Annotated in this window: 19 protein-coding genes and 1 riboswitch; of the genes, 7 read left to right on the plus strand and 12 right to left on the minus strand. The window is 52.9% G+C overall.

Annotated elements, in window-relative coordinates; genetic code table 11:
* The first annotated feature begins 462 nt into the window (after positions 1-462).
* On the plus strand, positions 463-1,521 hold the full coding sequence (ylbJ, locus tag SBI19_RS11945; protein WP_317968338.1) for a sporulation integral membrane protein YlbJ: 1,059 nt from the start codon (positions 463-465) through the stop codon (positions 1,519-1,521).
* Positions 1,522-1,604: 83 nt separating this feature from the next.
* Complete coding sequence (locus SBI19_RS11950; RefSeq protein WP_317968487.1) at positions 1,605-2,405, plus strand: NAD kinase; 801 nt, start codon at positions 1,605-1,607, stop codon at positions 2,403-2,405.
* A 386-nt stretch (positions 2,406-2,791) separates the two neighbouring features.
* On the opposite strand, the gene SBI19_RS11955 is transcribed toward SBI19_RS11950, so the two are convergent.
* Together SBI19_RS11955 and lipA are read right to left on the minus strand one after the other, a co-directional pair.
* Positions 2,792-3,877, minus strand: coding sequence for a YutD family protein (locus SBI19_RS11955; RefSeq protein WP_317968340.1), 1,086 nt, complete (start codon positions 3,875-3,877; stop codon positions 2,792-2,794).
* 27 nt (positions 3,878-3,904) lie between these two features.
* The gene (gene lipA, locus SBI19_RS11960) at positions 3,905-4,798 is read right to left on the minus strand and encodes a lipoyl synthase (RefSeq protein WP_317968342.1); all 894 of its coding nucleotides are present in this window, start codon (positions 4,796-4,798) and stop codon (positions 3,905-3,907) included.
* A 152-nt stretch (positions 4,799-4,950) separates the two neighbouring features.
* Here lipA and SBI19_RS11965 point away from each other — a divergent pair, with 152 nt between their 5' ends.
* Positions 4,951-6,048, plus strand: coding sequence for a M23 family metallopeptidase (locus SBI19_RS11965; protein ID WP_317968344.1), 1,098 nt, complete (start codon positions 4,951-4,953; stop codon positions 6,046-6,048).
* 54 nt (positions 6,049-6,102) lie between these two features.
* On the opposite strand, the gene yunB is transcribed toward SBI19_RS11965, so the two are convergent.
* Complete coding sequence (gene yunB, locus SBI19_RS11970; RefSeq protein ID WP_317968346.1) at positions 6,103-7,170, minus strand: sporulation protein YunB; 1,068 nt, start codon at positions 7,168-7,170, stop codon at positions 6,103-6,105.
* A 191-nt stretch (positions 7,171-7,361) separates the two neighbouring features.
* On the opposite strand from yunB, the gene SBI19_RS11975 reads away from it, so the two are divergent.
* From SBI19_RS11975 to SBI19_RS11985, 3 genes are all read left to right on the plus strand, one after another.
* Entirely contained in the window at positions 7,362-7,925 is a 564-nt protein-coding gene (locus SBI19_RS11975; protein ID WP_317968348.1) for a guanylate kinase, read from the plus strand.
* A 248-nt stretch (positions 7,926-8,173) separates the two neighbouring features.
* On the plus strand, positions 8,174-8,902 hold the full coding sequence (locus SBI19_RS11980; RefSeq protein WP_317968350.1) for an AzlC family ABC transporter permease: 729 nt from the start codon (positions 8,174-8,176) through the stop codon (positions 8,900-8,902).
* Positions 8,893-9,219: an AzlD domain-containing protein gene (locus SBI19_RS11985; protein ID WP_317968352.1), complete on the plus strand. Its 327-nt coding sequence runs from the start codon at positions 8,893-8,895 to the stop codon at positions 9,217-9,219. Before SBI19_RS11980 ends, SBI19_RS11985 begins: the two co-directional genes overlap by 10 nt.
* A 107-nt stretch (positions 9,220-9,326) precedes the next feature.
* On the opposite strand, the gene SBI19_RS11990 is transcribed toward SBI19_RS11985, so the two are convergent.
* From SBI19_RS11990 to SBI19_RS12030, 9 genes are all read right to left on the minus strand, one after another.
* Positions 9,327-9,497, minus strand: coding sequence for a hypothetical protein (locus SBI19_RS11990; RefSeq protein WP_191201541.1), 171 nt, complete (start codon positions 9,495-9,497; stop codon positions 9,327-9,329).
* Between the two features lie 155 nt (positions 9,498-9,652).
* Entirely contained in the window at positions 9,653-9,811 is a 159-nt protein-coding gene (locus SBI19_RS11995) for a hypothetical protein (protein WP_317968357.1), read from the minus strand.
* 97 nt (positions 9,812-9,908) lie between these two features.
* Positions 9,909-11,990, minus strand: coding sequence for a glycosyl hydrolase 115 family protein (locus SBI19_RS12000; RefSeq protein WP_317968489.1), 2,082 nt, complete (start codon positions 11,988-11,990; stop codon positions 9,909-9,911).
* Positions 11,991-12,014: 24 nt separating this feature from the next.
* Entirely contained in the window at positions 12,015-14,318 is a 2,304-nt protein-coding gene (locus SBI19_RS12005) for a helix-turn-helix domain-containing protein (RefSeq protein ID WP_317968359.1), read from the minus strand.
* Positions 14,319-14,396: 78 nt separating this feature from the next.
* The gene (locus tag SBI19_RS12010) at positions 14,397-16,013 is read right to left on the minus strand and encodes an extracellular solute-binding protein (protein WP_317968361.1); all 1,617 of its coding nucleotides are present in this window, start codon (positions 16,011-16,013) and stop codon (positions 14,397-14,399) included.
* 137 nt (positions 16,014-16,150) lie between these two features.
* Complete coding sequence (locus SBI19_RS12015; RefSeq protein ID WP_317968363.1) at positions 16,151-17,032, minus strand: carbohydrate ABC transporter permease; 882 nt, start codon at positions 17,030-17,032, stop codon at positions 16,151-16,153.
* Between the two features lie 11 nt (positions 17,033-17,043).
* Positions 17,044-18,012 carry an ABC transporter permease gene (locus SBI19_RS12020; protein ID WP_317968365.1) on the minus strand — a complete coding sequence of 323 codons (969 nt, stop codon included), beginning with the start codon at positions 18,010-18,012 and terminating at the stop codon, positions 17,044-17,046.
* Positions 18,013-18,358: 346 nt separating this feature from the next.
* A complete protein-coding gene (locus SBI19_RS12025; protein ID WP_317968367.1) occupies positions 18,359-19,525 on the minus strand; it encodes a phosphoribosylaminoimidazolecarboxamide formyltransferase in 1,167 nt (388 codons plus the stop codon).
* A 52-nt stretch (positions 19,526-19,577) separates the two neighbouring features.
* Positions 19,578-19,657: riboswitch (ZMP/ZTP riboswitch) on the minus strand.
* Between the two features lie 65 nt (positions 19,658-19,722).
* Entirely contained in the window at positions 19,723-20,625 is a 903-nt protein-coding gene (locus SBI19_RS12030; RefSeq protein WP_317968369.1) for an ArsR/SmtB family transcription factor, read from the minus strand.
* Between the two features lie 148 nt (positions 20,626-20,773).
* On the opposite strand from SBI19_RS12030, the gene arfA reads away from it, so the two are divergent.
* Positions 20,774-22,288 carry an arabinosylfuranosidase ArfA gene (gene arfA / locus SBI19_RS12035; RefSeq protein WP_317968371.1) on the plus strand — a complete coding sequence of 505 codons (1,515 nt, stop codon included), beginning with the start codon at positions 20,774-20,776 and terminating at the stop codon, positions 22,286-22,288.
* Positions 22,289-22,324: the final 36 nt, after the last annotated feature.

Raw genomic sequence — 22,324 nt, forward strand, 5'->3', positions numbered from 1 at the left:
CTGCGTTCCATGAATGTCATTTCATGTCTAAAGTCCCAATTATCCATCGTCGCCTTCGCCGCTGACATACACTCGATAAGTCCATTATCGCATATATAAAAAAATGCCCGCAAGCGCGGGCATCGGTCGAATATGAAGTTTAGGTGTCAGGTCAGCTTTCGTAATCTTCTTCCCCCGGAGCTAACAACGACTCACGAATGACATAAACGAAAGCGCATACAAGGATACCAGCAATTACACTCACCATTGAGCATCCCCTCCAAGCTATCCGGAATTAACTTCATTGTAGCACATCCTCCAGCCAATAGCATCCCACTTTGCAAGCGTTTTCGAAATAAATTTTTATAATTATCTGTCAATTTAAAAGTCATCTTTTTAAGCCTTCCGGCATATAGCTCAGGAAGGAGTTTGGACGGGCTGAAATGACGACCCTCATGCATCCGGAAGGAGGACATCCCCCTTATGCTGCGAGCTTGGCTTCGGCCTGATGCTGCAATTGCGTGGGCAACGATCGGATTATGTCTGCTGCTCATTGCCTTCCCCACAGAAGCACTCCACTCTTCCGTCCGCGGACTTGCCGTTTGGTGGGAGGTGCTGTTTCCCGCGCTGTTTCCGTTCTTCGTGCTCTCGGAGATACTGCTTGGGTTCGGCATCGTCCACTTCCTCGGGACGTTGCTCGATCCATTCATGCGGCCGCTGTTCCGCATCCCTGGCTCCGGCGGTTTCGTTGTTGCCATGGGCTACGTGTCCGGCTATCCCGTCGGTGCGCGACTTACCGCTAAACTGCGCGAACAAGAGCTTATTACAAGAACCGAAGGCGAGCGGTTGGTCGCTTTCACGACAACGTCCGATCCGATCTTCCTCATTGGCGCAGTGTCGATCGGATTCTTCCATCGCGTCGACCTTGCGCCGATTCTTGCAGCCGCCCACTACGGCAGCGGACTGCTCATCGGGTTTCTCATGCGTTACCACGGCAGGAAAGAGCCGATGAGCGAGCCCCCTGTTAAAGCCGAGCAGCGCGGCAACCGGCTGGTTCAAGCACTGCAAGCGATGCATAAAGCACGGCTTCAAGATGGCCGACCGTTCGGTCGTCTCCTTCAAGATTCCGTGCAATCCGCGCTTCGTCTTATGATCGTCGTCGGCGGTCTCGTCGTCTTCTTCTCTACGATGATGGAGATGCTCCGACAATCCGGCGCCATCGATGCGCTGACCAATCTGCTTCAAATGCTGTTCGGCTACATCGGTCTGCCGAAGCCGCTCACAGACGCTGTCGTATTCGGGTTATTCGAGGTAACGCTCGGCTCCCGTTCGGCAGGCGCTGCTGGCGGCGTGCTCATGCATCAAGCAGCGATAGCAGCATGGGTATTATCTTGGGCTGGTTTATCCGTTCATGCGCAGGTTGCGAGCATACTAAGCAGTACGGGGCTTCGGTATCGCCCATTCGTCGTCGCCAGGTTCATTCACAGCATTCTTGCCGCTCTGCTTGTATACGCGATGTGGGGAATGCTTGGTCCGAACTAAAGCCCCTTGACGTTGTCAAGGACGCTATTTTCCGCTATGATCTAAACAGTTAAGTTGAAGAGTGCGGAAGGAGCTGCTTTACCATTTTAAACTACACTATATTAGATCGCGGGGACGAGCTGTCGCGCTCGCTCGCAGCCAAATTTCACGAGTTGGCTGCAGCACGAGGAATGGTACGCAACGATGCTTCGCCTAGCGTCATTATATCGATCGGCGGTGATGGTACGCTGCTGCAAGCCTTCCACACCTACTCCCATCGTGCCGATCTCGTATCGTTCGTTGGTGTTCATACCGGGCATCTTGGCTTCTACGCCGACTGGAAGGCCGACGAGCTTGAAGAGCTGGTGGAAGTGATGTCCGCGAAGGAGCCGCGAATCGTCAGCTACCCGCTGGCGCAGATCGAAGTGGAGACGTCCGAAGGCACGTCCTCTTACATCGCCTTGAACGAATTCACGCTTAAAGGCGTAGACGGCACGCTTGTCGCACAGATCAGCATCAATGATGAGACATTCGAAATGTTCCGCGGCGATGGGATTGTCGTCTCCACCCCTTCCGGCAGTACCGCATACAATAAAAGCTTGGGCGGCGCTATCGTACATCCGTCCATCGAATCGCTGCAAATTGCCGAGATCGCATCGATCAACAACCGCGTCTACCGTACGCTTGGTTCATCGGTGCTGCTGCCGAAGCATCATCACTGCGATATTCTATCGACGAAGAAACAGCGCATAATGCTGGCGATCGATCATATTACAATACTGCGCGATGATATTCGTTCCATTCGTTGCGCGGTTGCCAACCGCAAAGTGTCCTTCGCGCGTTACCGTCCCTTTACGTTCTGGAATCGTGTACGTGAAGCGTTTATTGGGTACGAGGTACAGTAATAAGGGGCCCCGCCCCTTGTACCCCGCTTAAATGCGATTTTTTTCTACCCACCCAAACCCTCCCTGCAAGGGAGGGCCCCATGGGTCTCCGACCCCTGGACCCCGGATGTGGCGTGGGATCGGCTATAGTGCAGATTAGTTACTGCCTGCTCGGAGTCGCGTGCCCCGTCGGGCACAGCTTTTGGTTGGTGCGTGAAAAGTGTGTTTTCGGGAAAAGCGTTGCTGAGCATGGCTGAGCAGCGCTTATTTTCGTTTGGGTGAAATATCGGTTGTTGGATGAGTGTTGTAGATTCAACATTCTACTGAATAAAGCCCTTACAAAAAGAAGCTGTACGGTGGTCGACGCAATGCCGACGTTCCGTACAGCTTCTTCTGTTCTATCTATACTAGGAGTTTTGTCCGTTGTCTCCGCCTGTTGGCTTCGGACGCTGCGTCAGTGCCGCTTCGCTGGTTGCGGCAACCGTCTGCTCACGCGGTGGGATCGGCAGACGTTTCTGACCCTTGCGGTGCTTGAAGCGCTGGCGCCCTTCCGCCGGCAAACCGTCTGGGCCCGGCAGCTCGCTGTCGAACCGTTGCTGCCCGCCGCCGCGTTGCTCTTGACCGCCACGCGGATGACCACTGCGCTGCTGCTGCTCACCGCGCGGTCCACCGTTGCCTCCGCCGCGAGGCTGCTGTCCGCCGCTGCGCGGCCCGCCGCCGCGCTGCTCTTGAGCGCGGGATTGCTGCTCTTTGCCGCGGAATTCGCCGCCGCTGCGCTCATTGCCTCCTCGCTGCTGCTTGCCGCCGCGAGGCTGTTCGCCGCCGCTGCGATCGCTGCCGCGTGATTGGCCGTTGTGCGGACGCTGATCTTGTCCTCTGCGTTCGCCGCGCTGCTGCCCGCCGCCTCGACGGTCGCCGCCGCTGTCAAAGCCGAAATCTTCCGCGTCCTTGCGGTCGCTGCTGATGCGCGCATCCTTGCGCTGGGAAGGCGCACCGTTCTTGCTTGGACGGCCGCCTGTCTCCTGGCTTGCGCGTTCTGTCCGAACAGGCGCTTCTTTGCGTACCGGATGCGGCTTGCGAATATGCTCGCGAAGCACGATCGGGTCACCGTTCTCATCAAGCGCCACGACCGCATCCTCGCCTCCGGCTTCGGAAGAGGATGGCGGCGTCAGCAGCAGATCCGGCTCATTCATATCGGCCAGCTCTTGCTCGCTCGTCTCATGGCGCTGAATGACGAAGTAAGCGCACCCGAAATTGCAGTACTCATTAATATAATCGACTAGTCCAGATATAAAGCTATCTTTATTCCCCTTCGGATGCTGATCTCGGAAAAATCCCTTCAGCCGAAGCTGATTATAGCCCCAATCTCCGATAATATAATCGTAACGCTCGAGCACATCGCTGTAGCGATCACGAAATGCGGACGGATTCCAGCCGTTCTTATGGTCTACGATTAGTTCGTAACGTTTGCCGCCGATAAGAATGGTCCCCACTCCTTCATGAAGGTTGACTTCGGGTCCCTAGGTTGCAGCCGTCGCTTGTTCGGCTGACTTCACCTGCTCATGCGCATGATAGGAGCTGCGAACGAGTGGACCTGACTCGACGTGGCTGAAGCCGCGCTTCATCCCTTCGTCTTTAAGCTGCTTGAATTCATCGGGATGCACATACCGGTCGATCTGTAGATGGCCTGGCGATGGCTGCAAATATTGTCCCAATGTCAAAATGTTGCAATCGACAGCCCGCAGATCGTCCATTGCCTTCAGAACCTCATCGAATTGCTCTCCCACGCCAAGCATGATGCTCGACTTGGTCGGAATCGATGGCTGCATTTCCTTCGCTCTGCGGAGCAGCTCGATCGATCGCGCGTACTTCGCGCGTGCGCGAACGCGATTGGACAGCCGTTCGACTGTCTCAATATTATGATTAAGAATATCGGGCTTCGCATCCATTACGATGCGAAGAGATTCCTCGTTGCCGAGGAAGTCTGGAATAAGAACTTCAACGCTGCACAATGGCAAGCGCCGGCGAATCGCCTTGATCGTCTCTGCGAAGATCATCGCTCCGCCGTCTGCCAGATCATCGCGCGCTACCGATGTAACGACGCAGTGGCGCAGTCCCATTTGTTCCGCTGCCTCTGCCACCCGTTCTGGCTCAGCCAGATCAAGCTCCGTCGGCAGGCCGGTCTTCACCGCACAGAACCGACATGCGCGAGTGCAAATATCGCCTAATATCATGAAAGTCGCTGTGCGATTCGCCCAGCATTCGTAGATGTTCGGACAACGCGCTTCCTCGCATACGGAGTGAAGCGTCTTGGAACGCATCATATCTTTAATCTCGGCATAGTTGCCGTCGGTCGCTAATTTAATCTTGAGCCATTCCGGCTTCTTCTCGGGGGATTTACGTTTCGTACTCATGCAGATTACCTGCTTTCTTCGGTCTTCTCCGTTACATTATAGCACGTTTCGAATAAAATCCAATGATTTGCAAACGATAACGGCAAGAACGCCGGGCCTTCTCCGGCACCCGCATTTCACTGTTAATATCGTTGGAGGTGGCCGCCTACCCTATGCGACATGTCATTCGAAGCGCGTTCCGGCTGGTCGTAATGACCGCGGCCGTCGCTGCTGCCGCTCCTTGCGTCTTGGCGGCTGCTGCTCCTGTTCCTGGTGTGAAGGCAGACAAGCCGTCGGAATTAGCACAAAGTACCAGTGCGAGCAGCAACGAACAGAAGATGTCTGATGCAGACATTTACAAAGCGCGTAAAGAATTGTATGACCGAATCAGCCTCGGGACGAACGTACCGTGGTATCGGCTTGCCGCAATTGACCAGTATGAACGAACGATCACGAAAGCCCGTCCCAAGACGCGATCTCAGCTAGGTGTCCTAACCGGCATCTATATATCCGAAGAGGATTGGTCCGGGGCATTGAACCCGAATCAGCAGGATGTCATCCCCGCTTCGATCCGCTGGTTCGGCGGCAAAGGAAAAGATGGAGATGGCGATGGGACAGCGGACCGTACGAGTGACGTGGATCTGCTGTATACAAGCGCCTCCCATCTGATGAAGTACGGCGATGCAGGGGACGACTTTGCCATTGCGTTGTGGGATTATTACCACAGCTCGCGCGCCGTCCAGCGCATCGTGCAATTCGCTTCCATTTATGAGAAATTCGGCACGCTCGATCTGTTCCAACATTCCTTCCCTATCCCGATCGGAAGCAATTACTCTTACAGGAGCACATGGGGAACGGGAAGAAGCTGGGGCGGCAGACGCGTCCATGAGGGAACCGATATTTTCGCAGGCCACGGGGTGCCGGCGCGAGCAACCTCCTATGGCATAGTCGAGGTAAAGGGTTGGAACCCTTACGGCGGCTGGCGGCTCGGCATTCGAGACTTGAACAATTTCTACCATTATTATGCGCATCTGTCCGGTTATTCGAAGGACTTGAATCAAGGCGACATCGTAACGCCTGGTCAAGTGATCGGCTGGGTCGGCAGCTCGGGCTACGGCAAACCAGGCACATCAGGCAAGTTTCCGCCGCATCTCCATTATGGTGTCTATCGTGACCGCGGACTGATTGAGTGGGCGTTCGACCCATATCCGCTGCTCCGCAAATGGGAAATCGATGAGCGCAATCGAATGCGTTCTTCCCGCAAAAAATGAACATAAGCCGCACAGGGACGATCTTTAAGATATCCCTGTGCGGCTTTGTTCGTTTTACGACGATTCATCAGCAGCTTCATCCGAATTCGAGGGGTCGATCGATCCGCTCGCTCCGACCGACTCGTCTTCACCGCCGGATGCATCACCGTCGCCAGATGCCGCTTCGGAATTGTTATCCGCGCTGCTTCCTGCAGCCCCTGCTCCGACGCCTGGAAGGGCAATGTTTGGCGCCTGTGCGGCGGACTGACCGACCGGCTGGCCTTTGTTGTCGTAGTAATACATCGGAACATCGCCTACGACAAGCAAATACGAGATCGGAATTTCCGTCGTTACCTTCTCCGGCTTCGTATCGAACGGAATAATGATGGAAACTTCCGCTTCGATTCGAATATACACCTCGACGAGAATCATGTTGATGCCCGCATCCTGCTGCCTCGTATTCAGATCCACCTTCACCGATCCGATCGGCTCAAAATGAACCGGGACTCGCGGTCCATAAGACGAGATGAATGTACTGCCGAATGCTTGCCCGATCGGAATATGCTCCGGAATGCTGCCCACTTCGTCGAGCGTTTGCTGCACGGTGCTGATCGTCTGGCTCGTAATCCGCATGTGCTCCGCATAGTTCAGCATGAAGCCGGACACTTTACCGCTGTTATTCGTCTTCCAATCCACCAGCTGCTCGAAGTCGGACTTGCCTGCCACTTGCTCCGATATCGCTTTATTGATAGCCTGTGTCGCGATTTGCTTAACGCGCAGCTCCGCAACCGTCATAAGAGGCGGTCCCAGATGACGATCAATATAGGCTGCCGTAAGGGAGCCTGAGGCAATAACTAAACCAAGCAGCAGCAGAATGATCGTCCGCTTGCGCAGACGGAAGCCGCCGCCTGACTGGGCACGGCGGCCGCCACCGCCGCTTAACACGGAAGTACGCACAGGCTTGCCGCTGCTGCTGTGCCATCGCTTCGGCCGTGTGCTCGGCCTGCTCAAGCTGCTGAATAAGGCGGGTTTGCCGCCGCGGAATGGACGTACTTGCTTCGCAGGCTTCATCCTGCTGCCAGACTGAAATCGGACGGTTCGAATGCGGCCGCTCCACATCCAGCGCCTTCCCCATCGTGCCACCGATGACCGCCTCCTTCCTGCTGCAGATGTTGTCCCCACGCTTTAGTACCAGCTTATGCCGGAAACATCCAGATCAGAAGAAGGTTTCCTAAAGGAAAATGGCAAGCAATGTCGAAAACGTATATAGCAACACACATCTGAATATTGTGACAATTATACGTGTAACGAAGGATGAAGGGAGAGAGGGCGCTATGGCGGGACCGTTTCTATTCATATTCACAGGTACAGGAGGCTCAGGCCGCAAAACAATCGGCAATCGGATCGGCGAGGAGCTTGGCATGTATCCCATTCCTTCCTATACGACTAGGCCGCCACGCGCAAGCGATGCTGCTGGGAAGCCGGATCGAGATTATCATTTCGTCACACGAGAAGCATTCGAGGAACTGGAGCGAAACGGAGCGTTCGCGGAGACGGTCACGATCAACCGACAGCGATACGGCGTTCGGCGCGCAGATGTGGAGAACGCGCTGTTCCATGCGAAGCGCAATGCATACGTTATTGTAAATCCCGAAGGGGCGGATGCGCTCAAGAAGCGTTACGGATCGGCCGTCATTCGCCTATTCCTGTATACAGACAAAGCAACGGTGCGAGCAAGATTGGAAGCGAAGGGACTTTCTTTCGAGGTCGCCGATCAATATTTGAACACCTATACCGATGAGGTCATCTACCGCAAACAGTGCGAGCATGTCATCGAGAACCTTGAATTGCTGCCCACATTAGCGCGAATACGCGAGGCGATTCAAGCGCATTTGTAGTCGGCTATAGCCTGATATGCCGCTGTGGTTGAACAAATACAAAGGCTGGGTCTAAAGGTCGATTGTGACTTTGGATCCAGCCTTTTTCCTATGACATATCGCCCGGCCGACGTATTCATCTAGCACTGTACGTGATATATTATTCATTTTAAAGCAGACAAGCCTCATAACTATCGGAGTTCTGGCGCAACGACGGTTACCTACTTTAAAACCATCATTATCCAGATTAGCAGGACGGAGAGAATAGCATGCAGGACCATACACAACTAGACAGACACAAGACTGCAGGCGAGGAAAGTTTCCTTCAAGGCGTCAAAGACTGCATTCCTACCTTATTGGGTTACTTGAGTATCGGCTTTGCCGCTGGCGTTGTCAGCAAAACCGCTGGACTCAGCATAGCGGAGATCACACTGATGAGCGTGCTTATCTATGCGGGATCGGCCCAGTTTATCTTTGCCGGCATGATCGCAGCGAATGGCTCGGCAGCCGCTATCGTTTTCACCATTTTCTTTGTAAACCTTCGCCACCTGCTGCTGAGCGCGGCATTATCGCCTTATTTTCGCCACCTTACGCCTCTGAAGAATGCACTAGTCGGTTCATTGCTCACAGATGAAACGTTCGGCGTGGCGATTAATCAAACAACGAACAAGAAATCGATCAGCGCGAGATGGATGAACGGCCTTAATGTGGCCGCGTATCTCAATTGGATCGCTGCGAATATAGCAGGTGCTTTCATGGGGCAGTGGATTACGAATCCTGAGAAATTCGGTCTGGATTATGCGCTGCCAGCCATGTTTATCGGGCTTCTCGTCCTTCTCATGATGAGCCGCTCGAAGATCCGTGTCGATATTATCGTTGCGATTAGCGCTGTAATTATCGTTATCTTGGTGACGATGATGTCCTCTGCAAGCGTAGGTGTCATTGTTGCAACGATGGCGGCGGCTGCGATCGGAATGGCGGTGGAACGATGGAAATAAGATGGTCCATCCTTCTCATCATTATTGGCTGTAGTCTCGTTACCTTGATTCCAAGAGTGCTGCCGCTTATGGTTCTTAGCCGCTTACAATTGCCCGACTGGGCATTGCGCTGGTTGAATTATGTTCCGATAACCGTCATGGCGGCCCTGGTCGGACAAGAACTGTTCATGGACAACGGCGAGCTCGCCCCTATCGCCAATAATGCAGAGCTGCTTGCATCGCTGCCCACGTTCTTAATGGCAATCTTAACGCGCAGCTTATTAGGCACCGTTGTAGTCGGTATTATATCTATCATGGTGCTTCGATTTATAGTCTAGCTCCCCTCTATGGAACAATAAAGGCTGCCGAGAATTTCTCGGCAGCCTTAGCCTTGTGGCTTTGTTTAAAGTACGTTCAATAGTACGTATAGTGTAGGGTACGTTTATTAGATTTCTGCGTTCTTCAGCGCATGCTCCCAGCTTGGGAAATAAAATAATGCATTGCGCATCAGCTCCGGATTGTTCTGCTTCACTTGCTTTTTATTGACTGAGCCGCCACTTGATTGGAGTTTTCTAATGAGCTGCAGAACCTCATCTGCTCCCAATGTCGTATCCATTTCTTCTCACTCCTTTCGAATTTTAGCTCAGTCCTCATTGTTCTCCATCGAAATCCAATCTATACGGTATGAATTAGAAATTGAGAACTATTTCCACTTCACGACAAAACGCCCAACGTAATCTGTGCCCAACTCCTTGTGTTCGAGCAAAGGATCTATTGTCCACGCTGCTGCGATAGCAAGTCTGTTAGACCAAGTATTTGTACGACGCTGTCCGTGTCCGTCGATTTCATAGCGAACCACTGCGTTTTATATCCGACGAGCTGCGGTCTATCCGGTCTTGGGTCAAAGTGTAGATTATCGTCAACCTGCATGAAATGCAGCTTCTATTCCGCTAGATCGTTATTTCATGCAAGAAGAGCCGTCCGGAAACATCCTCAGATGCTTCAGAACGGCTCTCCGCGCTAACTTTTATTGATTGAAAAACGCGTCCAGCCGCTTCGCCAGTTCGTCGTCCGACAGCGGGTTGCGGTGCGTATTCTCGAGATAAATGTATTTCTCGGTCACCGGCATCAAGTATTCCTTGTACCAGAGGAAGAAGTCCGGGCTGTCGCCATGCATGCGGATGAAACGTCTAAGCGTATCGACATTGTGGACCGTGCTCTCAATATTCGTGAGCCAGTCTGCCTCGTAGAAGCGCTCCCACTTGCCATGCTCCGACTGACGCAGAACGTGAAGCCCTTCCTGATAGCTCCACATCGACTTCGAGGCAAAGACGAACGCCTGCGGATAACGCTGCTGGCTGAATTGCTCATACGCCCGGCAGAGCCAGTAGAAGCCTTCACAACCGGACAAATGGAGCGCCCCGTGAAAACGAAGCTGGTCGATCGCTCTGCGCTGATCGTCCTCTCCGAGCTTGGCCAACGCTTGGTCGCAGCGATCGAGCCACGCTCGCCACTGCTGAATGCCAGATTCAAGCCGCGTCTCGAATCCCTTCACCTGCTCATCGAATGGAACATCCCCTGCAGCCCAGAACAGCCGCGGATCCGGCTGCTCCGACTTGCCTTGCAGCCAGTGGCCGATAATCTGTCTGGCCGGGTGATGATAATACTCGTCTCCGGCCAAGTCGTCCGCATTCGGGCCGTAAGGAAGCGCCGCTTCCGAGTAAGCGCGATACAGCTCTGCGAGCCCGGCATGATGAGCCTCATCCGAATAATAACTGCTGACGAATTGCTGCAAATGCTGATCGACGTCAATCTCGCCAGTCGTCCATAACTGCCGAATGATATCAAGCGAATACACGTGCGGCCGGATGTTGCCGCAGTTGAGCAGCAAATATTCATCGGCGCCTGCCGCGAATGCCGCTTCAATCTCCTGCTTCAAGAACGATGCCGACCCTGGGAACAACGTGAGATGGTTTGATGCCTGAAGATCGTGGAACGTCGTGTGATAGTACAAGCCATGCTCGCCCTCATCACCTGCCGCAGGAAGCGACGGAACTCGCAGATTGAGGTTGCCATGACGACGGGAAACCATTCGACCGTAGCCGTTATCGGCCCATATTTTGATGACACCGTCCGGTAGATCGATATAGCCGCCTTTGTACAATTCCGATATCTCGCCATAGAGCGCAACGCAGCATACGGGATTGTCGACGGCGCCGCTAATCATGTCATGCTGCTTGCGGATAACCTTGCTGATCATCGCGCCGCGCTTCTCGGACGTATCGAAGGCCGGATCGTCGATCCAGAACGGCTTGTCTCCCTGTCCACGGAACGAGAGCACCCAGAGTACGTTCATATCCTTCTGCTCTTCTATTGCTTCCGCCCATAGATGCTCGAACAGCTCCGGCGCTTGATGATAGCTCGCGGTACGTCCCGGATAAGCGCGCAGGAACATCTCGGCGCCAAGCGGCTCGGCATGGTGATGCGTCACCCACAACCCCATCTCGGACGCCAGCTTATAATGAATACCGTCGCGAGGCAGGTCCGTGCCCGGAATGACCATGTTGCCGCCGCATCGCAGCAGCGCTTCGAATACCGGCTCCCATACTTCTGGCGAAGGCGGATACGGCTTCTTCCATCCGATCAGGCACACCTCATCGTTCACGAACCAGCCCCGATAACGAACCTTCGCTTCAAGAGAGTCATAGCTCTGGCAAGGGACTCTGATCTCACTGCGCTCAGCAATCGTCTGATCTGTCCAGAACCAGAAAGGCTGAATCCCAAGGTAGATGCGGCTAAACTCCAGCATGCCATAGATGAGTCCTAGCGCATCATTCCCGACAATGTGCAAGCAAGACGCACGGCCATCCTCCAAGTAGAACCGGAAACCGAAAGCCTCCGCACGCTGCGGGCATTGATCCCTCTCCTCAGCGAAGCGGATGCAGAGCGCTGCCGTCTCCACATTCGATACGAGCTCCGGCTTACTGCCGAGCACCGTCTCGAAATCTCTTACCAGCATGCGAAGCGCATATTGTACCGAGGTAGGAAGCTCGGCAGCATAGATCTGTACTTCACCTTTCAGTTGAAGCGGTTGGTTCTGATCAAACATCACTGGTTCATTCCTCTCTCATAGCTATCCTGCTGAACTGTTATCTTCGTGCTCCTCTGACTTCTCAAACGCATCTTGCTCATGCTGACCGCCGCCGCGAGCCGCACTCTTCGTCAGCGACTCCCTGTACTGCCCAGGCGACAGTCCGACGATCTTCTTGAACACACGGATGAACGAGGTCGGGTTGCTGTACCCCATCTGATCCGAAATATCCTGCACAGCAGCATCCGTCTCCCGCAGCAGCCGCTTCGCATGATCAATACGCAGCCCGATCAAGAAATCGCTGAAGTTCTCGCCGATGCTTTCCTTGAACAGCTGGCTCAAATATTTGGAGCTGATCTGGAACCGGTCGCTTAGGAAGGTAAGCGACAGATTCGGATCCAAATAGTGCTCAGCAACAAAGTCGCGAATCTCACGCATAAGCGTATTGTGGCGTCGGCTCTGCGACAGCTCCCCAATCTGCCCCGACAATTGCGTAAGTGCAGTCTGGAAGTCCAGCTCCAGCTGCTGCAGCGTGTCGGACCGCTCCACAGCTGCTGCCAGCGCAGGTTTAACCTCATCCTGCCAAGGCTTTACCGCTTCAGGAAGCGAACCATCCAACTCATACTCCAGGTGGAAAATAAAATAATGCAGCAGACGGTCAACATCCCCTTTGCGCAGACGTTGAACGGCCATCTCGCTGAACAGCTGCTTCAGCTCGCTCTGCCAATCCAGCTCCGACATGCGAAGCTGGCGTACGATCGTTCGAATCATCTCAAGATAATCGAACCATTCGCCATCCTGCCTTCCGCGCACTTCAACCGCATCAATGATCTGATTCGAGCCAAGCGATACTTTCCGGCTGACAGCCGCTTCTGCTTCCTCGAAGGAACGGGCAATAGCCGCATCTTCATCAACTGGCGCTCCGATCCCGATCGTGACGGTGAAATCGAGATGCCCCTCGACCCAAGAACGGATCTGCTCGGCCAGCTGCAGCATCTGATGCTCTAGCATGCTGGAGTCGGTGGAGATGAGCAGCACGACGAGCTGGTTCTTCGCGATCCACTCCGCGACGATGCGCAGACCATTCTGCTCCGCCGTCTCCACCGCCACGCTGCTAATAATGAATTTGAACAGCGATTGATCATTCGGGTTGTATTTCAGGCCGAACTGCACATAACTGTCCAGCTCCAGTACCCCGACGATGAAGTGGCCGGCCGACAGGCCCAGATGCTGCCACTCCTGCTCCCATGCTCCGCGCTCCTCGCTGAATTCGCCCTTCAGCAGCATCTGCAGAAACTGTTGGCGCCGAATGACGAGATGCTCCTGCTGCTGCTCTTGGAATGACATATTGTTCGTAATCAAACGTTCAATCGCCTGATCGATAAAAGCAAACTCGTTCGCCTTCACCTTCGAATCTCCCGTCTTCACGATGGAAGAGAAACGTTCAATTCGATGCAAGATCGATTCGATAGGCTTGTAGTTTCTTCGCGTCACATAGAAGGTCGAGCCGATCGCTACAACGATGGCGCTTAATCCTAACAGAATCCACAGCGTGCTGCCGTGGAACAAGAAGTCGAGCAGCTGCCCGCCTTTAATGCTTATTCTGTATGTCCAGCCCGTATAGTTCGAGACGACATCGGCGCTCAGCCGATTCGAAGACGAGACCGGTTGATCTGCGTTAAAGAACGATACACCTTGCGAATCGTATAGCTCCGCAGTCGTAATCGTATGGTCGATCATCTGGTCGATGTAGGACTTAAGGGCGTCATTTTTCACATTAACAATCAAATAACCGAGACTGCCGGAATCACGCGGGATCTTCAGCCCTAGCGAGGATACACGAACGATCGTAGACCCGCTGAGACCGCCGCTTATGCGCTCGCGCGGCGACGACCAGACACCCGTATAAGGCTGATCCAGCGTGCTTCGAACGTAGCTCTCATCCGGAAATTGGCTCAGTGGACGAATCGTGCTCTGATCAAGCACTTTGCCATCCTTGGCACGGTATAGATACACCGAATCGATCAGTCCATAGCGAATGACCAGGCTGTTCAACAAATTGGAAATATCAAATTCCAGCCCTTTATCCGAAGGCGCGTCCAGAAACTTCTGCAGCGTCCCGCCGGTTTCGACCAGCTTCTGCGCATCGATCGAGATGTTCTTCAGCGAGCTGTCTACCATATTGGTCACATACTTAGCCGTTAGGTTGTTCGCTTGGATCGCATTGCGAACGTTGAGCTGGTTCATAATCGAGAACGAGATGAAGATCAGAATGCTGATGGTTATGAAAAGAATGGGAAGATACGATAGAAGCATCCGCATAATGTAGTTGTTATTGACCTTCATCTACCCAATCCTTCCTGTCTATGAAATATGGACAAACCCCATAGATGGATGGGGTTTGTCCGTTCTGTCCTATGCAGATTACTTCTTCATTGCTTCGTAAGCAGCGCGGCGTTCGTCTTGAACGGCTTGACCGCCGATTTTCAAATACTCTTGAATGCCTGCGTCGAATATTGCGCTGAATTGATCCGGCTTCGCGATGATGCTCTTCACGATCGTTTCGATCGCTTTATCCTTCAGCGTCGTGCCGTATTTGATCTCGGAGTCAATCGGATGATCGAAGCGCGGCATCGTATAGCCGTCCTTCAGCGCGTTGCGAATCGTCTGCTTCGCGAGCTCCTCATAGCCCGGGAACTGATAGCCGGTCGCCTCGATGTTCTTGTCCGTCGAGCCGAACTCCTTGCCATTCGAAATAATGGCGATGTCGCTGTTGTTGTAGAACGTCTTCTTCGCTTCGTCCGTCGTGATCGCTTTCGGGAAGCCGTTCTCCATCGTATAGTGCTGGCCTTCGATCCCGTTCTGAAGCGTGAACAGAATGTCGGACTGCGCCATCCAATCGAGATACTTGATCGCTTCCGCCGCATGCTTGCTGCTCTTCGGAATCATGATGTGAGCGCCGATCGGATCATAGATCGCCTTCGGCGACTTGCCTTCTGCATCCGTGAACGGATCCATTGCGACAAACTCTGCGCCCGCGACGTTCTGCTTCAGCGTGTCGAATACTTTGCCCGGCGCCATCAGATTCGCGTGAGCAGCCAACGATGTGAAAGCGCCTACATAACCATTGGCCACATCGCTCTCGAATTGTTTGCCATCCTTATCGAGCGCAAAGTCCGGATTGATCAAACCTTCCTGATACATTTTATTGAGGAACTGCAACCCATCCTTGTAGCCTGGCTTCAGCAGCTCTGGAATCGTGTTATTCGTCGACGCAAACGTGTAGAAGTCTTCTTCCGACATCTTCTGAACGAAGGAGTTCACCAGCACGAATGGACTAGTAATGTTCGAGCCGTTGATCGCGCTGAAGTCGTAAGGAATCAGCTTGCTGCCCACTTGTCCCGGGTCCTTCTCTTTAAACGCTTTCATCGTATCGTAGAACTGTTGTGTCGTTGTCGGCACAGGCAGGCCCAGCCTATCGAGCCAATCCTTGCGGATATACGAGGACTGCGTGAATTGCAGCGTCCGCTTCGCCGGGATCGTGTACTGCTTGCCGCTGAATACGCCGTAGGACAGCACTTCGTCGCCTAGATATTTCTTCAGATTCGGCGCATTCCCGATCAGCTGCGTCAGGTCTGCCAAGCCGTCATCCTTGATGTAATTGTAGATCGTGTTCATGTCGTAAGTAAATACGATATCAGGCGCATCGCCGGTTGCCATGAGCACGTTCAGCTTGTCAACCTCTTGGTTACGCGGTACAGGAACGAACTCGAGCTTAATATTGTTCGGATCGCCGAATTCCTTCTGAATCCACTGCGTCCAATAGTTGTCGGTTACCGGGCCCGCTCCTGCCGGCGCATTGCCGCGATCGAACACTTCAACTTTCAGGGTGACTTGCTTGCCGCTTGGTTGGCTTGTTGTACCTTCGGAGGAAGAAGTCGACGAGCTGTTCGAGTCATCATTCGAGCTTCCGCAGGCTGATACGACACCAGCGAGCAGTACGGCTGCAGCCGAAGCTGCGATCCATTTCTTTGTTTGCATGCACAGATCCCCTTTTCGTTAAAATTGTACATTATTGATCACGAAGCTTCAGAACTTTTCTATATGTTGCACCCCTGCTGCAGACAGGGAGATCAACCAAACGCAGGATCTCGCTTAGGATGTGCGCATCCGCTTCATCAGCCCTTAACGGCGCCGACCATGATACCGGATACAAAATAACGCTGCAGCCAAGGATAGACGATCAGAATCGGTGCTGTGGCGAACATAATGCTCGCTGCCTTGATCCCCTCCGGCACCACATCCATCTGCGCTGCGCCTTCCTGTGCCGTTAAGTCGGTCACCATGCTGTTCATGACGACTTGATACAGTTTCAGCTGGATCGGATACAGCTCCGAATTTGTAATGTAGAAGAGCGCATCCATAAATCCGTTCCATCTCGTTACCGCATAGAACAAGCTGAGCGTTGCCAGCACGGGCAGCGACAGCGGCAGTACGATTCGAATGAGCGTGCCAATGTGCGAACTGCCATCCAGATAGGCTGATTCCTCTAGGCTTGCAGGGATCGTCGAGAAGAACGTACGCAGAATGATAAGGTTGAACGCGCTGATCATGCCCGGCAGAATGAGCGAGAGTAAATTATCTAACAATCCGAGCTGCTTGACCAGCAAATATTCCGGGATAAGTCCGCCGCTGAAAAACATCGTGAACACGATCAGCATCATGAAGAAGGAGCGGCCTTTGAGATGTTCCTTCGTAAGCGGATAAGCCGCGAAGATGCTCATCAGCATACTGATTGCGGTGAACGCGACCGTGAGCACAATGGTAAGACCCATCGACCAGAGCATTCTCGAATCCTGGAACACAATCTCATAGGCGTGCCAATCGATATCCCTTGGGAAAATCGTAACCCGATCGGACATAATCTCCTGCTTCGAGCTGAGCGATACGGCAATAATGTGAAGGAACGGCACGAGGCAGATGATCATCGTCACGCCTACGATCAGCATAATAACGATGTCGGACATCCGAACTCTTGTTAGCGCCTTATTGTTGGTCATCCCCTTGCCCCCTACCATATGCCTTGTTCCCCGAACTTCTTCGCAATCGCATTGGACGCGACGACGAACACTAAGCCAACTAGCGCCTGGAATAAGCCCATCGCTGTTGCGAGCGAGAATTGCGCGGATTGCAGACCTGCTTTGTAGACGAACGTACTGATAACCTCGGAATAATCTTTGACGAGATCGTTGCCCATGACGAACGGACGTTCAAATCCGATCGTCATAATATGGCCCAGCTGCATGATGAGCATGACGACGATCGTGGAGCGAATGCCCGGCAGCGTAATATGCCACATTTTCTTCAATCGGCCTGCGCCGTCCACCTCCGACGCCTCGTACAACTCTTTGTTGATGCCCGTCAGCGCAGCCAGATAGATGATCGTTCCCCAGCCGGCGCTCTGCCAGATGCCTGTCCCTAAGTAGACGAGCAGCCAGTGGTTCTTCTCGGTTAAGAACGGAACGGAATCGAAGCCCAGCGAGGTGATCATGTTGTTCACCAGGCCGCCGCTGTTCGAGAACATCTGATACACGAGACCGCCGATAATGATCCACGATATAAAATGCGGCAAATACAGCAGCGTCTGCGCTGTTTTCTTAAACCACATCACTCGCAGTTCATTCAGCAGCAGCGCGAGTATAATCGGAGCCGGGAAGGAGAAGACGAGATCAAGCAGGTTCAGCAGCAGCGTGTTTCGCACCACCTCATAGAACTGACTCATCGCGAACAACTCGCGGAAGTTCTCGAACCCGATCCACTCGCTGCCCGATACGCCTTTGAAAATGCTGTAATCCTGAAAGGCGATCGCTGCGCCGTACATCGGCACATATTTGAATAAAATAAAGTAGGCAATCGGCAGGAGGAGCAGAAAGTATAATTGATGATCTTTCCATATTCCCGTTGCCGGCCGGCGTTTAACGACTTGAGGCGTATTCGTGCTGGTTGTCTTGGAACTCGTTGCCGTAGTGCTTTGTTCCATGCGCATCCCTTCTCTCTGTGGCGTTCTCGGATCGAATAACCACACTATACGACAGAGGGGGGCAGGCGGCACAATAGACTCTTTTCTGAGGCGCTATCCGAATTCCGAAACCCTTGGTACGACTGGGATTGAGCTATCGAGAGGCTGGGAGGGTAATGACCGGGGACAAGCATGAACGAGGGGTTACGATACACGGCGAGGGCAGTTGCTGCGGGGCAGAAACTCGCTGATTGGAGGCAAAATCGGAATCTGGTTGATCGGTTGAAAATGGTTCATTAGCGGCTGTAAAAGAAACAAGCGGCAGCTTCGGACCGAAAATGCAGGCCCTCAGCTTCCGCTAATCATTCTAGTGATGGAACAACCGAACACCTGAATAAGCCATCACCATTCCATATTCATTGGCCGCTTCAACCACTTGTTCATCTCTTGTTGAACTACCGGTCTGCACCAGGTATCTGACTCCGCTCCGGGCAGCGCGGTCAACATTATCTCGGAAGGGCAGCAAGGCATCGGAAGCGTACGAAACCTCCTTAAGACCTGCAAGCCATTGCTGCTTGGCAGATTGGCTCAATCGTTCTGGCACTGTCTGGTAATATTGTCTCCATCGTATCTCTTCTGCATTTGAACCATGTTCATTCGTCCAACCATCAATCGCATTATTGATTTCAGCACGCGATATTCCTGCACGAAATCTCATCTCATGTATAATCGGATGTTGTCTTAGCCACCAATTATCCGCTTTCTCAGCTGCGAGTCTCGTACAATGGATTCTTGATTGCTGTCCCGTACCAATTCCAATGGTTTGGCCGTCTTTCGCCAAACAAACGGAGTTGGACTGTGAATATTTGAGCGTTATTAGTGCGACAAGCAAATCTCTCTTAGCATGGTCAGGAATCCATTGTTCCGTTGTTACAATGTTCTTAAGGTGTTGATCCGAAATCGCTACATCATTTCGTTCTTGTTCAAGCGTTATCCCGAACACAGATCTTCTTTCAATCCGCTCTGGCCTATAGTCTGGATCTATCTCAATGATAAGGTAATTCCCATTCTTTTTCTTTCGCAGCAGCGCAAGCGCATCCTTGTCATAACCCGGTGCAACGATAAGATCCGAAACCTCTTTCTTAAGTAATTCCGCTACCGTCACATCAACCGGGTCGCTGAAAGCCGCACAATCTCCAAAAGACGACATACGGTCCGCGCCTCTGGCTCTTGCATAAGCAACAGCTAGAGGAGACAATTCCAGCCCTTCCACAAAATAAGATTGGACCAGCGATTCGCATAACGGGGAATATACCGCTGCGCCTGCCGGACTGACATGTTTAAACGAGGCTGCCGCGGGCTTGCCTATACTTCTTCTAAGCTCGCAAACAAGTTGGAATGCGTTTAATGCATCTAGTAAGTTAATATAACTCGCTTCACCATTCAACACCTTAATCGGCAATTTGCCTGGGTTCGCGTATAACTTTGCCTTCTTTTGATGGGGGTTCATTCCATATCGAAGATCAAGCTCCATTGTTATATACTCCTTTCAGCAAATAAAAAAAGCACTCCGACATATTGTCCAAGTACTTTGCCCAGGCGTACGGCTTGCTAACGATGTGCTCCCTCGTGGTTTTCCACGTTTACGCCAGTCGCACATCCCATTTATTTACTTTATTGTAGTCCGATTATTCATTAGGATGCAAGCTATTATTTATCTCTACATGACACTTACGTATAGTAGCTGCGAACGATCATATCTTGATTGTAGTTGCCGAAGCTTCGGCCATACAATGTAAGTCCGCCTCGTCCTCGGCCGGTGTCTTCCGCAGCGATTCGGAACGTCCAGTTCATTGCGCTCGTCTCAATGTCGGACAATCCCACATCGGACACCTTCAGTCCGTCCACATACGTGCCTGACTCTTTAATGCGAAGCACCTTCAGCAGTCCATATTGATTTACATCCGACTGCCACCATTCCGGGGTTAACCGGCCTCTCGTCTTCCCGAAATCGCCCGGGCTCGTCCATACGCCGAGCGGCTTGCCATTGAAGTAAAATCGGATGTCGGATGGCCAATGCTCATTGACGCGCGGCGCTTCCGATCCGATCTCAAGCGAGATTTCGATCTCATGCAGACGCTGGTCCTTATACAAGTAATTCGGGATTTTGTACTCGACCCAGCCCTTCGCCATCCATAGAATGCCCGCGTTCACCCGCTCCGGATCCATGAAGCAGACCGGCTGATCATATTCGCCGATCATCGCGTTCGCCGTCGCGATTCCGCATGTCGGTATAGCTTCATAATCGGTGTAATGACCGATCGGAATCGACAGCTCTCGAACGCTTAACGATGCTGGCGCATCCGGCGACAGCTTGATCTGCATAAACTCCGCCTTCACGTAGCAGTACTTGTACGTTCCCCCCTCAATCCGTTTCATTTTGCTCCCGACGATGCCGGCTTCCTCCAGCTTGCGAATATGACCGCTGACGACGGCGCTGCTCAAGTAAAGCTCGGCAGCCAGCTCCTTCACATGCCGTTCCCGTTCAAACAATTTATCAATGATTAGCAATCGGACTTCGCTCGCTAACGCTTCATAGACGCGCAGTGAATCCGAACTCGTTGTCAGCTGCATCTGCTCACCACCTGTGTAGAATTTCGTATTATGTGAATCCTAAACATTAAGATTGTATTCGATATCCCTATTATGATACGAATATAGTAGAATGACAACGTTTACTGGATTTGATAATTACTTAATTCTACATTAGGGGGTTTCATCAATGGCGATTCGATCCACTATGCTTATTGATAAGAATTTCACGGTCGCAGCTGTCGACCCACGCGTATACGGTTCGTTCATCGAACACTTAGGACGCGCTGTATATGGCGGCATCTACGATCCAGGCCATCCAACGGCTGACGCCAACGGCTTCCGTCAGGATGCCCTCGAAGCTATTCGCGCACTCAATGTGCCAATCATTCGCTATCCAGGCGGCAACTTCGTGTCCGGCTACAACTGGGAAGACGGCGTTGGACCGAAGTCGGAGCGTAAACGTCTGCTCGAGCTCGCTTGGTGGACGACGGAGACGAATGAAGTAGGTACGAACGAATTCGCCGATTGGGCGAAGCTTGCAGGCACGGAAGTCATGATGGCGGTTAACCTCGGTACGCGCGGCATCGACGCAGCGCGCAATCTCGTGGAATATTGCAACCATCCATCCGGCTCCTATTGGAGCGACCTGCGTATCTCGCATGGCTACCGCGATCCTCATAATTTCAAAACCTGGTGCCTCGGCAACGAAATGGACGGTCCTTGGCAGATTGGTGCGAAGACGGCATATGAATACGGCCGTCTCGCGAACGAGACAGCCAAAGTGATGCGCTGGGTCGATCCATCGATTGAGCTTGTCGCATGCGGCAGCTCGTCGAGAGGCATGTCCACCTTCGCAGAATGGGAAGCGACCGTACTGGACCTGTGCTACGATCAAGTTGATTTCCTGTCGCTGCATGCTTATTACAATAATAACAACAACAATACGGCGAACTTCCTGGCGAGCTCGCTTGATCTGGATGCCTTCATCAGCAGCGTCGCTTCGATCGCCGACTACATCCAAGCGAAGAAGCGCTCCAAGAAGAAGCTCATGCTGTCGCTCGACGAATGGAATGTATGGAACTCGATCGGTTCGAGCCGTGCAGACGAGCGCTGGCAGATTGCGCCGCCTGAATTCGAGGATGTATATACGCATGAGGACGCGCTGGCAGTAGGCTGCTACATCATTACGATCCTCAAGAACGCCGACCGCGTGAAGATGGCCTGCCTCGCGCAGCTCATCAATACGATCGCACCGATCATGACCGATACGGGCGGCGATCTCTGGCTGCAGACGACGTATTACCCGTTCCTGCATGCTTCGAACTTCGGACGCGGCACGGTGCTGCTGTCGAATGTGCAATCGGACAAATATGATTCGAAGGACTTCACGGACGTTCCTTATCTCGAATCGGTCAGCGTATTCGATGAGGAATCCGGCCAGCTGACGATCTTCGCCGTCAACCGCCATCTCACAGAGTCGATGGAGCTGAACGTTGACGTCCGCAGCTTCGGCAGTGAGCTTCGCCTGGTCGAACATATCGTCATGGAGAGCGACGACCTGAAAGCTGCCAACACGAAGGCAGATCCTAACCGCGTTCTGCCGCGAACCGGCGGACAGACGACGGTTGACCAAGGCAAAGTGAGCGCCGTGCTCGGCCGTGCGTCTTGGAACGTGATTCGTCTGCAGACGAAACGGGGATAAACGCTAGACGAAGATTCTTATATATTGAAGAAAGAG

The organism is Paenibacillus sp. CCS19, assembly GCF_033239625.1.
Taxonomy (GTDB): Bacteria; Bacillota; Bacilli; order Paenibacillales; family Paenibacillaceae; genus Paenibacillus_T.

Coding starts and splice junctions, on each gene's coding strand:
- SBI19_RS11980 (WP_317968350.1), top strand. CDS start 8,174: ATGCAGGACCATACACAACTAGACAGACACAAGACTGCAGGCGAGGAA.
- SBI19_RS11975 (WP_317968348.1), top strand. CDS start 7,362: ATGGCGGGACCGTTTCTATTCATATTCACAGGTACAGGAGGCTCAGGC.
- SBI19_RS11985 (WP_317968352.1), top strand. CDS start 8,893: ATGGAAATAAGATGGTCCATCCTTCTCATCATTATTGGCTGTAGTCTC.
- lipA (WP_317968342.1), bottom strand. CDS start 4,798: ATGAGTACGAAACGTAAATCCCCCGAGAAGAAGCCGGAATGGCTCAAG.
- SBI19_RS12005 (WP_317968359.1), bottom strand. CDS start 14,318: ATGAAGGTCAATAACAACTACATTATGCGGATGCTTCTATCGTATCTT.
- SBI19_RS12000 (WP_317968489.1), bottom strand. CDS start 11,990: ATGTTTGATCAGAACCAACCGCTTCAACTGAAAGGTGAAGTACAGATC.
- SBI19_RS12025 (WP_317968367.1), bottom strand. CDS start 19,525: ATGGAGCTTGATCTTCGATATGGAATGAACCCCCATCAAAAGAAGGCA.
- ylbJ (WP_317968338.1), top strand. CDS start 463: ATGCTGCGAGCTTGGCTTCGGCCTGATGCTGCAATTGCGTGGGCAACG.
- SBI19_RS12020 (WP_317968365.1), bottom strand. CDS start 18,012: ATGGAACAAAGCACTACGGCAACGAGTTCCAAGACAACCAGCACGAAT.
- SBI19_RS12010 (WP_317968361.1), bottom strand. CDS start 16,013: ATGCAAACAAAGAAATGGATCGCAGCTTCGGCTGCAGCCGTACTGCTC.
- SBI19_RS12015 (WP_317968363.1), bottom strand. CDS start 17,032: ATGACCAACAATAAGGCGCTAACAAGAGTTCGGATGTCCGACATCGTT.
- SBI19_RS11995 (WP_317968357.1), bottom strand. CDS start 9,811: ATGCAGGTTGACGATAATCTACACTTTGACCCAAGACCGGATAGACCG.
- SBI19_RS11990 (WP_191201541.1), bottom strand. CDS start 9,497: ATGGATACGACATTGGGAGCAGATGAGGTTCTGCAGCTCATTAGAAAA.
- SBI19_RS12030 (WP_317968369.1), bottom strand. CDS start 20,625: ATGCAGCTGACAACGAGTTCGGATTCACTGCGCGTCTATGAAGCGTTA.
- SBI19_RS11965 (WP_317968344.1), top strand. CDS start 4,951: ATGCGACATGTCATTCGAAGCGCGTTCCGGCTGGTCGTAATGACCGCG.
- arfA (WP_317968371.1), top strand. CDS start 20,774: ATGGCGATTCGATCCACTATGCTTATTGATAAGAATTTCACGGTCGCA.